Raw genomic sequence first — 15,546 nt, 5'->3', positions numbered from 1 at the left:
GCGGTTGACCTGCCGCCGCCGCGACGCTACTATCCGCGCCGGAGTTGACCAGACAGTCGCCGCTTCATTGCCGTCCTCTTCGGGGAGACAGATGGAGGGGAGGAAAGTCCGGGCTCCATAGGGCAGGGTGCCAGGTAACGCCTGGGAGGCGCAAGCCTACGACTAGTGCAACAGAGAGCAAACCGCCGATGGCCCGCGCAAGCGGGATCAGGTAAGGGTGAAAGGGTGCGGTAAGAGCGCACCGCGCGGCTGGCAACAGTTCGTGGCACGGTAAACTCCACCCGGAGCAAGGCCAAATAGGGGTTCACATGGTACGGCCCGTACTGAACCCGGGTAGGCTGCTTGAGCCAGTGAGCGATTGCTGGCCTAGAGGAATGACTGTCCACGACAGAACCCGGCTTACCGGTCAACTCCCTCGACAAAAGAAAACCCCGCGCAACGCCTGTTGCGCGGGGTTTTTCGTTTTTCGGCCGGCTTACACCGGCAGGTCAATCAGCAGCGCGCGCAGCGGCGTCTCGGCGCGGATCGTCAGGCGGTTTTCCTCACGCACGAAGGCGCCGTCGCCGCAGGTCAGGCGTTGCGCTTCGTGGCGCTCGCCGGTAGCGGCGATGGTGCCGTGAATCGACTGCAAATAGGCGCGCGGCCCGTTAATCGTCAGCGTTTGTTCTTCGCCCGGCTGCAGATCGAGATGGTGGATCCAAACCTGCTGGCGCAGCTGCAGGCTGCCCTGCGCGCCGTCCGGCGAGGCCAGCAGCAGGTTGCCTGCCGCCGGCAGCGCCAGGCGCTGCACCCGCTCGTTGTTGCGTTCCGGGCAGGCGTCCAGCCACAGCTGCAGGCGGGTCAGCGGCGTATCGCTGCTGACGTTCTGTTCGCTGTAACTCAGGCCCGGCTGGGTGGCCAACAGCAACGCTTCGCCGGCTTTGGCGCGCGCGGTGTTGCCGTCGCTGTCGCGGTATTCCGCCTCGCCCTGCAGGATCAGGTTCAGGATATCCACGCTGGGATAGGTACGCGGCTGGAACGACGCGCCCGGTGCCAGCACCTCCTGATTCAGCACCCGCAGCGACGCGTAGCCCATCAGTTTGGGATCGAAGTAGTGACCAAAGGAAAAGGTGTAGCGAGCCTGCAGCCAACCAAAGTCAGCTTGCCCGCATTGTTGTGCTGTTCTGCATGTAATCATGGCAATCGGCTCTCTAAATTCATTATCCAAATGGTAAGCATCTGGACGTCGGATTGTTAGCCAGTTAATCTGGTCGGCATATTCAAATTTCCTGACAGAGGGATGTGATGGCCAGAGATCGGGCGCTCACGCTTGAGGCGCTGAGAGTGATGGACGCGATCGACCGGCGTGGCAGTTTCGCCGCGGCCGCCGACGAATTGGGCCGGGTGCCGTCGGCGCTCAGCTACACCATGCAAAAATTGGAAGAAGAATTGGATGTGGTGCTGTTCGACCGTTCGGGCCACCGCACCAAGTTCACCAACGTCGGGCGCATGTTGCTGGAGCGCGGGCGGGTGCTGCTGGAGGCGGCCGATAAGCTGACCACCGACGCCGAGGCGCTGGCGCGCGGTTGGGAAACCCACCTGACCATCGTCAGCGAAGCGCTGTCGCCGCCGAGCCTGCTGTTCCCGCTGGTGGACAAACTGGCGCTGAAGGCCAACACCCAGGTGTCGATTTTCACCGAAGTGCTGGCGGGCGCCTGGGAGCGGCTGGAACAGGGGCGCGCCGACATTGTGATCGCGCCGGACATGCATTTTCGCGCGTCGTCGGAGATCAACACCCGCAAACTGTACAAGGTCATGAGCGTTTATGTCGCCGCGCCGGATCATCCTATCCACCAGGAGCCGGAGCCGCTGTCCGAGGTGACCCGCGTGAAGTACCGCGGCATCGCGGTGGCGGATACCGCCCGCGAGCGCCCGGTGTTGACCGTACAGCTGCTGGACAAGCAACAGCGCCTGACGGTGAGCACCATTGAAGACAAACGCCTGGCGCTGCTGGCCGGGTTGGGGGTGGCGACCATGCCGTATCCGATGGTGGAGAAAGATATCGAGGCCGGGCGGCTGCGCGTAGTGGGGCCGGAATACAGCCGCGAAGCCGATATCATCATGGCCTGGCGGCGCGACAGCATGGGGGAGGCGAAAGCCTGGTTCCTGCGCGAAATTCCGCGCCTGTTCGCGCAGCGCTAACGTCGGTTGGATGACATCCCCTTGCCGGGCGGCAAGGGGATTTTTTTGCCTTAGCCGAAGCGCTGGTCGCGGCCGTGCGGCTCGTCCAGATCCTGCGCCGGCCCGATGGAAATGATGCCGTGCGGGTTGATGGTGGCGTGGCTGCGGTAGTAGTGGTTGCGAATGTGCGGCAGGCTGACCGTTTCGGCGATGCCCGGCATCTGGTAGATGTCGCGCAGGAAACCGTACAGGTTCAGATAGTCGCTGATGCGGTGTTTGTCGCACTTGAAGTGGGTGACGTACACCGGATCGAAACGCACCAGCGTGGTCCACAGACGCAGGTCGGCTTCGGTCAGCCGATCGCCGGTCAGGTAGCGATGTTGCCCCAGGATCTGCTCAAGGCGCTCCAGCGCGTTGAATACCCCGTTGACCGCTTCGTCATAGGCTTCCTGGCTGGTGGCGAAACCGGCCTTGTACACGCCGTTATTCACTTGATCGTAAATCCAGCCGTTCAGCTCATCGATCTTACCGCGCAGATCGGTCGGGTAGTAGTCCCCAGCCCGAGCGCCGACGCCGTCAAACGCGCTGTTGAACATGCGGATGATGTCGGCGGATTCGTTGCTGACGATGGTTTGCCGCTGTTTATCCCACAGCACCGGCACGGTCACGCGCCCGCTGTAGTGCGGATCGGCCCGCAGGTAGATCTGGTACAGGAAGTCGGCGTGATACAGCGGATCGCCGGTGGTTTCAGGAAAATCCTGGCCGAAGGTCCAGCCGTTTTCCAGCATCAGCGGGTGCACCACCGAGACCGGAATAATCTGCTCCAGCCCTTTCAATTTGCGCATCAGCAGCGTGCGGTGCGCCCAGGGGCAGGCGAGAGAAACGTACAGGTGATAACGGCCCGCTTCGGCCTGGAAGCCGCCCGCGCCGTGTTCGCCGGGCTGACCGTCGGCGGTCACCCAATTGCGAAACTGAGCGGTTGAACGTTTGAAACGGCCGCCGGTAGATTTCGTGTCATACCAGATGTCTTGCCAAACGCCATCGACGAGTTGTCCCATGGGAATCTCCTTGGTGTCCGAGTGAAAAACGACAGGGCCCGGCATGCCGGGCCCTGAATGACAGTTTAGATTACCATTTCTTGTTCAGAAGACGGTCGATGCTGAAGCCGCCCGGGCCTGCGACCGCCAACACGATGAAGCCGCCGGCGATGGTCAGGTTTTTCATGAACATCAGCTGGTTTACGCCTTCCGCAAAGTCAGTGTGGAACAGCAGCGCGGTCAGGATGGTGAAACCGGCAGTGAACAGCGCCACGGTGCGGGTCAGGAAGCCGAACAGGATCGCCAGACCGCCGCCAAACTCCAGCAGAATGGTCAGCGGCAGCAAGAAGCCAGGCACGCCCATCGATTGCATGTACTGTTGGGTTCCGGCATAAGCGTCACCCATTTTGCCGTAGCCTGCCACGATAAACAGGATTGGCATCAGGATACGAGCAACCAGCAAACCTGTATCTTCTAATTTTTTCATCATCTACTCCAAAGTGTTTTTGTGCGCCTGTTCGGCGGTAGTCATATCAACGGGCGGTATATCGGGTCTCTCACCCTGTCCGGCCCATATCGTATTGATGGAGTGAATGTTAATCGGGAAGTGCTCAGGTTGTTAGCAAGTAAAACTGTCGTAATTTTTCAAAAAATCTGAATCTTTAGCGTGCTAATAAACTGACGCTTGTCAGCAGGTTGCCCAGCCCTCGGGATAAACAGCGCTGTTTTAAGGGAAAAACGAGGGCAGAGCAACAGGATGTTTGAAGGAAAAACGCGGGGCTTACTTGGCGGAGAAGGTCTTTTTAAACAGTCGGATAGCGCTCCAGGCACCGAAAGCGCGACGCGACCAGCGGATCATCTTGCTGGGGTGGCGGATGCCGTACAGCGCCATGACGCTGGAACCGAGTACCAGATAGCGGCGCAGGCCAAAAACGGTCTGCCAGCCGCGGTCAATGCGTTCGGTTTTTTCCAGCCACAAAGACTTGTGTTCGGCCAGATCCAGACGCTGTTGCTGGATCTGGCGAATCAGCCTCTCTTTTTTCCATTCCAGGTAGCGGCGGCGGCTCATGGCTCGCGCTCCAGTTCGGCGCGGTCGAGTTCCAACTGCTTGCGCGTGGCGCCCAGCAGCGTGGTGCGACGGGCCTTGACCAGCGTCCAGATGGTGCCGACCACGGCCAGGAACAGCAGCACACCAGTGGTGGCACCCAGCGCCACCAGCCGGTAGACCGGATCGATGGCCCAGAAGATCAGGATAAGCAGGCTCATCAAACCGAAGGCGGTGAACAGCAGCGTCATACCGGCCATGATCAGCAGCTGAATGAGGTTGGCTTTCTCCTCTTCCAGCTCGACGACCGCCAGCCGGACACGGGTTTCCACCATGCCGACCAGGATCGTGATGATGCGCTGACCGATATCCAGGACCCCTTTGGCGGGGCCCTGCGCGCGCACTTGCGGTTGTTCAGCCATGATTAGCGACGCGCGAGCAGCACGCCCAACACCACGCCGACCGCCGCGCCGATACCGATGCCGGTCCACGGGTTGTCGCGCACATAGTCGTCGGCCTGGCCGGCGATCTGTTTGGTTTGCGAAGCCAGCTTGTCACCGGCGTCGCTCAGGCGAGCGCGGGTCTCTTTCAGCGCGCCTTCCGCCTTCGAGCGCAGCTTCTCCAGCTCGGCTTTCGGCTTGTCGGTGGAGGAGTTCAGGACTTCCTCCAGCGTATCGGCTAAGGACTTCAGTTCAGCGCGTAAGTTTTCTGCATTTGAATCATGTGCCATGTGATTATTCCTTAACGTTTATTTCGACAGACTTTTAACATAGCGGATTTTTTCGCCGGAGCAAAGGGGTGATAGCCAGCAGATAACACCAGACATCAATTCCATATACTTAAGAAATCCCGTGTGATGGGGCTCTCATCGATAAATCCGCTGGTGTAAAAAAATTATTCCGCCTGGGCGCGTTTCAATTCAGCCTGCGCTTCCGCCAGCTTTTGCTGTTTCTTGGCGACCTTGTCCAGCTTGCCGGTTTGCTGCGCTTCTTTCAGCTCCTGCCGGCGTTCTTCGACCTTGCGCTGTTTCTCTGCGATGTTTTTCTGGCGTTCGGCCTGCAGGCCGGCTTCGGTGCAGTGAGTCTGCACTTCGCTCAGCGCTTTTTTCAGCCCTTCCATGCGGTGGGTGTTGCCGTGTTGGGTGGCGTAGTCAATTTGCTGCTGGATGTCTTGCGCTTTAGCGGCGCAGCCGCCCTCAGCGGCCGAAGCGAACGCCGGCAGCGTGCAGAGTGGTAACAGCAGTAACAGTGAGTGGCGTAATTTCATCTTTCAGTTCCTTGTTCATGGGATGCCTGAACAGGCATCCGCTTTCCTGGCTGCCGAAGGCGGCAGCACGAGAGGAGGGCGTTCATCGCCGGCTGAAGTTACCCTTCAGCATAGTCATGAAACCGGCGAGCCCCCAAAGAATCAGCCGTGATCCAGTGCTGACTGATTAATTCTTGAGCTAATCGATGCGAATGAAAATGAAGATTATGGCAATGAAAGGAAACCCCTTCATATGAAGGGGGATTATCCCAGATTGAGCGGGGAACGCGCAAATTCGCGTACCCAATGCGACGGCACGGGGGACTCGCTCAATGCGATGTGGTAACCGGGCGGCAGAATGGTTTGCAACGCTTCGCGCGCCAGCAACTGCTGCTCCGGCGAATCCAGACGAATGACCAGGCCATCGCCTTCCGGCGTAATGCTTTTGATGCGGATGCCGCGTTCATCCAGGCGCTGGTAGACATAAAAGCCGTCGGGTAGCGACAGCCCTTGCTGGCTGGCGCGGATGCGCAGCTCGCTCTCGGTGCGCACCATGCAGGGCACCAACAGCGTCGCCAACGCCAGCAGGGCGAGCGCGATCATCAGGACGTATTGCCAGCGCGGGCGCTTTGCTGTCACGCCCCTTTCCCCGGATTCTGGCTGTTGGCGCGCTTCTTGCGCCACAACACGATCAGCGAGCCGACCAGCCCGACCACCAGCAATACCAGCGGCAGCATCATCAGGCAGAACATCAGCTGATCTTCATACTTGCGGAACACCGGCGTTTTCCCCAGGGCGAAGCCCAGCGTCGTCAGGATCAAGACCCACAGCAGGCCGCTCATCCAGTTGAAGAACTGGAAGCGTGCGTTGCTCAGGCCGGACAGGCCGGCGATGGTCGGCAGCAGGGTACGCACGAAGGCCAGGAAGCGGCCGACCAGCAGGGCGGAAAGGCCGTGACGGTGGAACAGGTTATGTGCACGCTGATGGTAGTGGGCCGGCAGATGCGAAAGCCAGCCTTGCACCGTTCGCGTATTGCCGAGCCACCGGCCTTGTATATAACTGACCCAGCACCCCAGGCTGGCGGCGACGGTCAGGATAACGATGGTCAATGGGAAGCCCATGGTGCCTTTGGCGATCAACACGCCGACCAGGATCAGCAGGCTGTCACCCGGCAAGAAAGCGGCCGGCAGCAGGCCGTTCTCCAAAAACAGGATCATGAACAGCAGGATGTAGAGGGTCCACACCAACGAAGGGTTCGCCAGCGTCTCAAAATCCTGCTGCCATAAGGCATGTATCAGTTCTTTAATGATGTCCATCCGGTGTTCCTAAAACGTCATTGTTTATTTTTATCTCAGCGGCGGAGCGGGCGTGAGCTGAAAGCGCGCGGCGATCCTGAGTGCTGATAACGATGAAACGGCGTTGCTTTAAGGTTTCTAAGCGGTGCGACACCGGTCATAGGTGGTAAGTCAGCGTGCCACGGTACTGCATATTGCTTTCTTTCCAACCGGCCTGGCGACTCTGTTGCCTGGAAGCGTCCAGCATCCAGTCGACCTGGGCAAGCCGGTTGGGAGCCGGGGTGTCCTGGCGGGGGAAGCGAATTCGGTAACCCGGCTCTGCGGCCAGGGTATAGACCGGCGCCGGCAGGGAGGATGCGAGCAGCGAACCGGAGAAAGAGTGCGCTCTGGGCAGCAGCAGCGGCAACTTGCCGGGGGCTTTGCGGCGCGCTTCGGCCGGCGCCCGATACACATGATCATAGGGGGAAAGCGCCGGCTCCGCCAGCAGCAGCAGGCTGCTCAGCGCGCTGGGGGTTGGCTTGGGTGACGCCACGCATAGCTGTTGGCCGGAGACCGAACCGGTCCAGCAGAAAACAGCAATCAGCATGGCAAACAACCAGCGCATTTATTCGCGTCCCGCCCCCGCAGCAATGGGTAAAAAAGTGGGCTAACTCTACCAAAATAGCACGATTGGCAACAGGGAAATCTACGTTGCCGACGGTGAAATAGTACACGGCAAACGGCGGTTCCGGCATCGATTCAGCGGATTTTACATTACCTGACATAAGCCGACGGTTTTTGACCGCCGTGGCTATTTCGGCTCGTGGTTCACGCCATCCAGATGCACCACCGGATTCTCGGCGAACAGGTAGCGATCGGCGTTGTATTCGAAGTCATCGCTGGTGGCGTTGAACAGCATCTGTTTGGTGTTTTCCAGGTGCTGCCACATCGCCAGTTTGGCGGCGTAAGGGTCTTTGCGCATCAGCGCCTTGAGGATCTGATCGTGATCGTCACACCAGCTGGCGATCGAGCGTTCGTCGATATGCTCGTGCAGCTTTTTCCAGTAAGGGTTGTTGACCCGCTGCACCCACATTTTTTCCACGATGGTGGCCATGGCGGTGTTTTGGGTGGCCAGCGCCACCTGCACGTGGAACTTCAGATCCCACTGCGAGTCGCGGAAGCGATCCTCTTTACGGGCGTGCTCCTGGATCTCCATCAACTGCACGATATCTTGTTTGGTCACCTGGGTGGCGGCGAACTCGGCGATGTTGCTTTCAATCAGCTGGCGCGCCTGCAGCAGCTCAAACGGGCCGGCGGTGGCGAACTCGATGCTGTCGCCCGGCACCACCAGGTGCTTTTGCTGGTTGGACACCACGTGGATCCCGGATCCCTTGCGCACGTCCACATAGCCTTCCACTTCCAGCATGATGATCGCCTCGCGCACCACGGTACGGCTGACATTCATCTCTTCGGCGATGTATCGTTCGGCCGGCAGCTTGTCGCCTACCGGGTAGCGGCCGCTTTCGATGCGTTGCTTAAGCTCGGCGGCCAGTTGCTGATACAGGCGTCTGGTTTCGGTGAATTCCATAGTGAATGCTCTATACGGTGCGGTGGGAAGGGGCGCGTGGCCATCGGATTTGTTATACCACTTATTCGGCACCGCTGCCAGAGGAGCAAGAGGCCCGGCGCGGCGGCCGGGCGGCGGGATCAGCTGCGCGCCGGGGCCGGTTGCAGCGTGGCCGGCTGGGTTTCGGCGGCCGGGCGGTTTTGCAACACCGTCCAGATGACGATGGCGCCGAGAATGTCGAAGACCGACAGCGCGGCGAACAGCGGGCTGAAGCCGAGGGTGTCCGCCAGGGCGCCGACCACCAGGGCGAACAGCGTGCTGGCTGTCCAGGCCGCCATACCGGTGAGGCCGTTGGCAGTCGCCACCTCATTGCGGCCGAACACGTCGGAAGAGAGGGTGATCAGCGCGCCGGACAGCGCCTGATGGGCGAAGCCGCCGACGCACAGCAGCGCGATAGCCGCGTAAGGGCTGGTGAACAGGCCGATCATGCCGGGGCCGATCATCAACACCGCCCCCATCGTCACCACCAGCTTGCGTGAGACGATCAGGTTGACCTTGAAATACTTCTGGAACAGCGGCGGCAGATAACCGCCGACGATGCAGCCGAGATCGGCGAACAGCATCGGCATCCAGGCGAACATGGCGATCTCTTTCAGGTTAAAACCGTAGGCCTTGAACATGAACAGCGGGATCCAGGCGTTGAAGGTGCCCCACGCCGGCTCCGCCAGAAAGCGCGGCAGCGCGATGCCCCAGAACTGACGGTTGCGCACGATCTGCCAGGCGGACATCTTTTTGGCGTTAGAGGTCTGGTGCTGGGCTTCCTGGCCTTCGAGGATGTAACGGCGCTCTTCCTGGCTCAGTTTCTTCTGATCTTTCGGGTGTTTGTAGAACAGCAGCCAACAAATGGCCCAGATCAGGCTCAGCACGCCGGTGATGATGAACGCCATTTCCCAGCTGTGCGCCACGATGGCCCATACAACCAACGGTGGGGCGATCATGCCGCCGATCGATGAACCCACGTTGAAATAGCCGACGGCGATCGAACGCTCTTTGGCCGGAAACCACTCGCTGCTGGCCTTCAGCCCGGCGGGGATCATGGCCGCCTCGGCCATGCCGACCGCGCCGCGCGCCAGCGCCAGGCCGCCCCAGCTGTTGGCCAGCGCGGTGCCCATACAGAACAGCGCCCATAGAATGGCGAACATGGCGTAACCGACCTTGGTGCCCAGCACGTCCAGCACATAGCCCGCCACCGGTTGCATCACGGTGTAGCAGGCGGAATAGGCGGCGACGATATAGGAATACTGTTGGGTGGTGATGTGCAGCGTATCTTCCAGCGTCGGCGCCGCGACGGCGATGGCGTTGCGGGTCAGGTAGCCCAGCACGGTGCCGATGGTCACCAGTCCGATCATGTACCAGCGTAACCCTTTAATTTTACGCATCCGAAATGTCTCCCCGTTTGAAGGTGTGGCCGTCGATGCGGCTGGCGAGACAATAACCTGTCATACAGGTTTAAAAGTTGAGTGATATCACAAAAGGAATTATTCGCCTGAGCGATACTGTCGCCGGTGAAATAGTGCGTTTACGCCGCACATTTGCCGTAAAATTGAGCGAAAAAGGGATTGAAGGACCTTAAACCAGCAGCTCATGGGAAAAATTTGCTGGACGCTTGTGAAAATTGGTGTGATAACTTTTGTGATTCGAACCCCGTGCCGCACGGCAAGTAAGGAGCCCGAGATGGCGACGTTTTTGAGCGAAGATTTCCTGCTGGACAACGAATTTGCCCGGCGCTTGTATCACGACTATGCGGCGCCGCAGCCGATTTTCGATTATCACTGCCATTTGCCGCCACAGCAGATCGCGGAGAACACCCGCTTCGGCAACCTGTACGATATCTGGTTGCGGGGCGATCACTACAAATGGCGGGCGATGCGCACCAACGGCGTGGCGGAGCGGCTGTGTACCGGCGATGCGGGCGATCGTGAGAAATTCGACGCCTGGGCCGCCACGGTGCCGCATACCATCGGCAACCCGCTCTATCACTGGACGCATCTGGAGCTGCGTCGGCCGTTCGGCATCACGGATACGCTGCTGTCGCCGGCCACGGCGGATGAGATCTGGCAGCGCGGCAATGCGCTGCTGGCGCAGGATGAGTTTCGCGCGCGCGGCATCATGCGGCAGATGAATGTGAAAATGGTCGGCACCACCGACGATCCGATCGACGATCTGCGCCATCATCGGGCGATCGCCGACGATCGTGGCTTCGATATCAAGGTATTGCCGAGCTGGCGGCCGGACAAGGCTTTCACTATCGATTCACCGGGCTTCAATGACTATCTGCGGCAGCTGGAGGCGGCGGCGGATACCGCCATCGGCCGCTTCAGCGCGCTGTGCGACGCCCTGTACAAGCGCATGGATCACTTCGCCGCCCACGGCTGCAAGGTGGCCGACCATGCGCTGGATGTGGTGGTGTTCGGCGAGGCCGATGAAGCGGCGCTGGATGCGATCCTGCTGCGCCGCCTGAACGGCGAGCTGCCGACGCCGGAACAGAGCGCCCAGTTCAAAAGCGCGGTGCTGCTGTTCCTGGCCGGCGAATACCGGCGCCGCGGCTGGGTGCAGCAGTATCACATCGGCGCGCTGCGCAATAACAACAGCCGCATGCTGGCCGCCGTCGGGCCGGATATCGGCTTCGACTCGATCAACGATCGGCCGCTGGCGGAGCCGCTGTCGCGGCTGCTGGATGCCCAGGCGCGGCAGGGGGGCCTGCCGAAAACCATTCTCTACTGCCTCAACCCGCGCGATAACGAAGTGATCGGCACCATGATCGGCAATTTCCAGGGGGAAGGCACGCCGGGCAAGATGCAGTTCGGTTCCGGCTGGTGGTTCAACGATCAGAAGGACGGCATGCAGCGCCAAATGACGCAGCTGGCGCAGCTCGGGCTGCTGAGCCGCTTCGTCGGCATGCTGACCGACAGTCGTAGCTTCCTGTCGTATACGCGCCATGAATACTTCCGCCGCATTCTTTGCCAGATGATCGGCCGCTGGGTGGCGGACGGCGAAGCGCCGGCGGATATCGCGCTGCTGGGCGAAATGGTGAAAAACATCTGCTTCGACAACGCCAAAGACTATTTCGCCATTGAACTGGCGTAGCCGTTATCCGGGACCGGTTTATGCAAAGTACGATAAAGATTCACGAGCAGGATAACGTGGCGGTGGCGCTGCGTGATCTGGCTGCCGGAGAGTGCGTTGAGCTGGAAGGCGCGGTCATCCAACTGGCGCAGCCGGTGGCGCGCGGGCACAAATTTGCGCTCGACCCGATCGCCGAGGGCGAAGACATCATCAAATATGGCCAGCCGATCGGCCATGCGCTCGCGGCCATCGGGCCGGGGGAGCATATTCATTCGCAAAACGCCAAAACCAACCTGAGCGATCTGGACAGCTACCGTTACCAGCCGCAATTCCCGACGTTGCCGCCGCAGGCCGCGGATCGCGAGGTGCAGTTGTACCGACGGGCCGGCGGCGAAGTGGGGATCCGCAATGAGCTGTGGATCGTGCCGACCGTCGGTTGCGTCAACGGTATCGCTCGCCAGATCCAGCAACGCTTTTTGCAGCAAACGCAGGCAGAGGGGATCGACGGCGTGCATCTGTTCAGTCACCCGTTCGGCTGCTCGCAGCTGGGGCAGGATCATGCCAACACCCGCATCATGCTGCAGAACCTGGCGCGCCATCCCAACGCCGGCGCGGTGCTGGTGATCGGGCTGGGTTGCGAGAACAATCAGGTGGATGCCTTTCGCGCCACGTTGGGGATAGAGGACGAGCGACGGCTGCGCTTTATGGTGTGCCAACAGCAGGACGACGAAGTGGAAGCCGGGCTGGCGCTGTTGCACGAGCTGTACCGGGAGATGCGCCTCGATCGCCGTGAGCCGGGCCGCCTGAGCGAGTTGAAGTTCGGCCTGGAGTGCGGCGGTTCGGACGGATTGTCGGGTATCACCGCTAACCCGCTGCTGGGGCGGTTCTCCGATTATGTGATCGCCAACGGCGGCACCACGGTGCTGACCGAAGTGCCGGAGATGTTCGGCGCCGAGCGCATTCTGATGAGCCGCTGCCGCGATGGGGAGACCTTCGACAAAACCGTCGACATGATCAACGATTTCAAACGCTATTTCATCGCCCATCAGCAGCCGATTTATGAGAACCCGTCGCCGGGCAACAAGGCCGGCGGCATCACCACGCTGGAGGAGAAATCGCTCGGCTGCACCCAAAAGGCGGGGCTAAGCCAGGTGGTGGACGTGCTGAAATACGGCGAGCGGCTGCGTGTGCCGGGGCTGAATCTGCTCAGCGCGCCGGGCAACGACGCCGTGGCGACCAGCGCGCTGGCCGGCGCCGGCTGCCATATGGTGCTGTTCAGCACCGGGCGCGGCACGCCGTACGGCGGCTTTGTGCCGACGGTAAAGCTGGCGACCAACAGCGAGCTGGCGGCGAAGAAACCGCACTGGATCGATTTTGACGCCGGCGGCCTGATCCACGGCGTGGCGATGGAGACGTTGCTCAGCCGCTTCATCGATCTGATTGTCGAGATCGCCAACGGGCGTCTGGCGCGTAATGAAACCAACGACTTCCGCGAGCTGGCGATCTTTAAAAGCGGGGTGACGCTGTAAGGCTGACAAAAAAGGCGCTCGAAGGAGCGCCTTTTTGATGAAGCAACGCGCGATTAACGCACCTTCAGCGGATCTTCGTTCGCCAGCCGCTGGTCTTCCGCCTGGCAGGCCGCGGCAGTGAACAGTACGTCGGTAGAGGAGTTGAGGGCGGTTTCCGCCGAATCCTGCAGGACGCCGATGATAAAGCCGACCGCCACCACCTGCATCGCCACGTCGTTCGGAATGCCGAACATGTTGCACGCCAGTGGGATCAGCAACAGCGAACCGCCGGCCACGCCGGAGGCGCCGCAGGCGCAGAGGGCCGCCACCACGCTCAACAGCAGGGCGGTCGGGACGTCCACCGCGATGCCCAGCGTGTTTACCGCCGCCAGCGTCAACACGGTGATGGTGATCGCCGCGCCGGCCATGTTGATGGTGGCGCCCAGCGGGATGGAAACCGAGTAGGTGTCCTCATTCAGATTCAGCTTTTTGCACAGCTCCATGTTCACCGGGATGTTGGCGGCCGAGCTGCGGGTGAAGAAGGCGGTCACGCCGCTCTCGCGCAGGCAGGCGAACACCAGCGGATACGGGTTGCGGCGGATCTTCCAGTAAACGATCAACGGGTTGAGCACCAGCGCCACCAGCAGCATGCAGCCAAGCAGCACCATCAGCAGCTGGGCGTAGCCCCACAGCGCGCCGAAGCCGGTTTCCGCCAGCGTGGAGGCCACCAGGCCGAAGATGCCGAGCGGCGCACAGCGGATCACCGCGCGCACCACCAGAGTGACCGCATGGGACATGTCGTTGATCAGCCCCTTGGTGGTCTCGGAAGCGTGGCGCAGCGCCAGCCCCAGACCGACGGCCCAGGCCAGAATGCCGATGTAGTTGGCGTTAATCAGCGCATGGAACGGGTTGGCCACCACGCTCATCAACAGGCCCTTCATTACCTCCACAATGCCGCCCGGCGGGGTAATGTCCGTCGCGCCGGTGGTCAGCGCCAGCGTGGAAGGGAAGATAAAGCTGACGACCACCGCCACCAGCGCGGCGGCAAAGGTGCCCAGCAGGTAGAGGAACAGGATCGGGCGAATGTTGGTCTTCTGCCCCTGTTTATGGTTGGCGATCGAGGCCATGACCAGAATCAGCACCAGCACCGGCGCCACCGCTTTCAGCGCGCCGACGAACAGGGTGCCGAGCAGGCCGACCGCCGCTGCGGCCGCCGGTGAAACCAGCGCCACCAGAATGCCGGCCACCAGGCCGACCATGATTTGTTTGACCAGGCTGCCCTGCGTGATCTTTTGTAGTAGTTTTTGCATAGTGCTTTCTTCCTGATGTTATCTGGCCGCCGCGGCGGGAACGACGCCGGGCAGCTTTATATGATTCTGTAACTAAGTGTGTTTGCCGAATCAGTATTCAGCAATCGAATGATGTTGGAAAGAGGCGAGGGTGAAATTCTGAGCGCGGATCAACACTTGATAACATACTGGTTACATTTGTGTGATCGCAATAACGTTTGGCGTTTTGGGGGAATTGCCAAACAATCACGGGGCGACTAGCGCCCCGGATAACAGATTGTGGTTATTTCTTCGCCAGGCGATCGTTGCGGTGATTGACCCAGGCGTTGATCAGCAAGGTGAACGTCAGGATGCCCGCCACCACGCCGAGCGAAACGCCGATCGGGATGTGGAAGAAGTCGATAATCAGCATCTTGATGCCGATAAATACCAGGATCACCGACAGGCCGTATTTCAGCATCGAGAACCGTTCCGCTACGTTGGCCAGCAGGAAGTACATGGCGCGCAGGCCCATGATGGCAAACAGGTTGGAGGTCAGGACGATGAACGGATCGGTGGTCACGGCGAAGATAGCCGGAATGCTGTCCACCGCGAAAATCACGTCGCTCAGTTCCACCAGGATCAGCACCAGCACCAGCGGGGTGGCGAACAGAATGCCGTTGCGGCGCACGAAGAAACGCTCGCCTTCCAGGCTGTCGGTCATGCGCAAGCGGCTGCGCAGCCATTTCACCAGCGGTTTGTCGCCGATCGCCGAGTCATCTTCCTTCGCCAGCGCCATTTTAATACCGGTGAACAGCAGGAAAGCGCCGAACAGATACAGCAGCCACTGGAACTGGCTGACCAGCCAACTGCCGGCGAAGATCATGATGGTACGCAGCACGATCGCCCCCAGCACGCCGTAGATCAGCACCCGCCGTTGCAGGTTGGCCGGTACGGCGAAGTAGCTGAACAGCATCAGCCAGACGAACACATTATCCACCGCCAGCGCTTTTTCGATCAGGTAGCCGGTCAGGAAGGCCAGCGCCTGGGTATCGGCGACGGCGCGCCCGGCGGTTTCATTCAGGTAGTACCAGAAACCGAAGTTGAACAGCAGGGAGAGGCTGACCCACACCAGCGACCAGCTGGCGGCCTGCTTCATAGTCATGGTGTGCGCGCCTTTACGGCCCTGCAACAGGAGATCGATTGCGAGCATCACGACTATGACGGCGGCAAAGCTGCCCCATAACCACGGTGTGCCAACGGAATTCATCATCAGAGGTATCCTTCAAAAACAAAAACGGCCAACGTCGGAAGAC

The 15,546-nt window shown here is 60.5% G+C and carries 17 protein-coding genes and 1 other RNA gene; 4 read left to right on the top strand and 14 right to left on the bottom strand.

Translation table 11 applies throughout. The annotated features are described in order from the left end of the window. Positions 1–40 precede the first annotated feature (40 nt). Positions 41–418: RNase P RNA component class A (rnpB, locus tag ACJ8PN_RS14375), an RNA gene on the top strand. A 57-nt stretch (positions 419–475) separates the two neighbouring features. Here the strand turns inward: rnpB and ACJ8PN_RS14370 are convergent. Continuing rightward, entirely contained in the window at positions 476–1,177 is a 702-nt protein-coding gene (locus ACJ8PN_RS14370; RefSeq protein ID WP_004937111.1) for a pirin family protein, read from the bottom strand. A 107-nt stretch (positions 1,178–1,284) separates the two neighbouring features. Here ACJ8PN_RS14370 and ACJ8PN_RS14365 point away from each other — a divergent pair, with 107 nt between their 5' ends. Beyond that, complete coding sequence (locus tag ACJ8PN_RS14365) at positions 1,285–2,181, top strand: LysR family transcriptional regulator (protein WP_004937113.1); 897 nt, start codon at positions 1,285–1,287, stop codon at positions 2,179–2,181. Between the two features lie 50 nt (positions 2,182–2,231). Here the strand turns inward: ACJ8PN_RS14365 and ACJ8PN_RS14360 are convergent, their stop codons facing one another. The 11 genes from ACJ8PN_RS14360 to ACJ8PN_RS14310 form a co-directional block, all read right to left on the bottom strand. Then, positions 2,232–3,218 (bottom strand): glutathione S-transferase family protein, encoded by a 987-nt coding sequence (locus ACJ8PN_RS14360; RefSeq protein WP_004937116.1) that lies wholly within the window; start codon positions 3,216–3,218, stop codon positions 2,232–2,234. 70 nt (positions 3,219–3,288) lie between these two features. Then, positions 3,289–3,684, bottom strand: coding sequence for a DoxX family protein (locus tag ACJ8PN_RS14355; RefSeq protein WP_004937119.1), 396 nt, complete (start codon positions 3,682–3,684; stop codon positions 3,289–3,291). A gap of 294 nt (positions 3,685–3,978) precedes the next feature. Then, entirely contained in the window at positions 3,979–4,266 is a 288-nt protein-coding gene (locus ACJ8PN_RS14350) for a YqjK-like family protein (protein ID WP_004937121.1), read from the bottom strand. Continuing rightward, positions 4,263–4,664 (bottom strand): phage holin family protein, encoded by a 402-nt coding sequence (locus ACJ8PN_RS14345; protein WP_015379160.1) that lies wholly within the window; start codon positions 4,662–4,664, stop codon positions 4,263–4,265. The genes ACJ8PN_RS14350 and ACJ8PN_RS14345 overlap by 4 nt, the downstream gene beginning before the upstream one ends. A gap of 2 nt (positions 4,665–4,666) precedes the next feature. Further along, on the bottom strand, positions 4,667–4,972 hold the full coding sequence (locus ACJ8PN_RS14340) for a DUF883 family protein (RefSeq protein ID WP_004937125.1): 306 nt from the start codon (positions 4,970–4,972) through the stop codon (positions 4,667–4,669). A gap of 164 nt (positions 4,973–5,136) precedes the next feature. Further along, positions 5,137–5,508 (bottom strand): DUF1090 domain-containing protein, encoded by a 372-nt coding sequence (locus tag ACJ8PN_RS14335; RefSeq protein WP_442535021.1) that lies wholly within the window; start codon positions 5,506–5,508, stop codon positions 5,137–5,139. Positions 5,509–5,751: 243 nt separating this feature from the next. Then, entirely contained in the window at positions 5,752–6,126 is a 375-nt protein-coding gene (gene mzrA, locus ACJ8PN_RS14330) for an EnvZ/OmpR regulon moderator MzrA (RefSeq protein ID WP_004937130.1), read from the bottom strand. Continuing rightward, entirely contained in the window at positions 6,123–6,803 is a 681-nt protein-coding gene (locus ACJ8PN_RS14325; RefSeq protein WP_004937132.1) for a DedA family protein, read from the bottom strand. Before ACJ8PN_RS14325 ends, mzrA begins: the two co-directional genes overlap by 4 nt. A gap of 136 nt (positions 6,804–6,939) precedes the next feature. Further along, positions 6,940–7,386 (bottom strand): hypothetical protein, encoded by a 447-nt coding sequence (locus tag ACJ8PN_RS14320; protein WP_171454803.1) that lies wholly within the window; start codon positions 7,384–7,386, stop codon positions 6,940–6,942. A gap of 186 nt (positions 7,387–7,572) precedes the next feature. Continuing rightward, the gene (exuR, locus tag ACJ8PN_RS14315) at positions 7,573–8,349 is read right to left on the bottom strand and encodes a transcriptional regulator ExuR (protein ID WP_004937137.1); all 777 of its coding nucleotides are present in this window, start codon (positions 8,347–8,349) and stop codon (positions 7,573–7,575) included. Positions 8,350–8,468: 119 nt separating this feature from the next. Further along, positions 8,469–9,767 (bottom strand): MFS transporter, encoded by a 1,299-nt coding sequence (locus ACJ8PN_RS14310; RefSeq protein WP_015379157.1) that lies wholly within the window; start codon positions 9,765–9,767, stop codon positions 8,469–8,471. Between the two features lie 295 nt (positions 9,768–10,062). Here ACJ8PN_RS14310 and uxaC point away from each other — a divergent pair, with 295 nt between their 5' ends. Both uxaC and ACJ8PN_RS14300 read left to right on the top strand, forming a co-directional pair. Then, complete coding sequence (gene uxaC / locus ACJ8PN_RS14305) at positions 10,063–11,475, top strand: glucuronate isomerase (RefSeq protein ID WP_171454802.1); 1,413 nt, start codon at positions 10,063–10,065, stop codon at positions 11,473–11,475. A gap of 20 nt (positions 11,476–11,495) precedes the next feature. Continuing rightward, positions 11,496–12,983 carry a UxaA family hydrolase gene (locus ACJ8PN_RS14300; protein ID WP_351108189.1) on the top strand — a complete coding sequence of 496 codons (1,488 nt, stop codon included), beginning with the start codon at positions 11,496–11,498 and terminating at the stop codon, positions 12,981–12,983. A gap of 53 nt (positions 12,984–13,036) precedes the next feature. Here ACJ8PN_RS14300 and sstT read toward each other — a convergent pair whose 3' ends face one another. After that, positions 13,037–14,272, bottom strand: a complete 1,236-nt coding sequence (gene sstT, locus ACJ8PN_RS14295; RefSeq protein ID WP_004937146.1) for a serine/threonine transporter SstT — start codon at positions 14,270–14,272, stop codon at positions 13,037–13,039. A 262-nt stretch (positions 14,273–14,534) separates the two neighbouring features. Then, complete coding sequence (locus ACJ8PN_RS14290; protein ID WP_015379153.1) at positions 14,535–15,503, bottom strand: TerC family protein; 969 nt, start codon at positions 15,501–15,503, stop codon at positions 14,535–14,537. Positions 15,504–15,546 lie beyond the last annotated feature (43 nt).

This window comes from Serratia sp. CY76391 (assembly GCF_052166695.1).
Lineage (GTDB): Bacteria > Pseudomonadota > Gammaproteobacteria > Enterobacterales > Enterobacteriaceae > Serratia > Serratia nematodiphila.
Note: the sequence above shows the minus strand (reverse complement) of the source record. Positions and strands in the feature narration are given on the sequence as shown.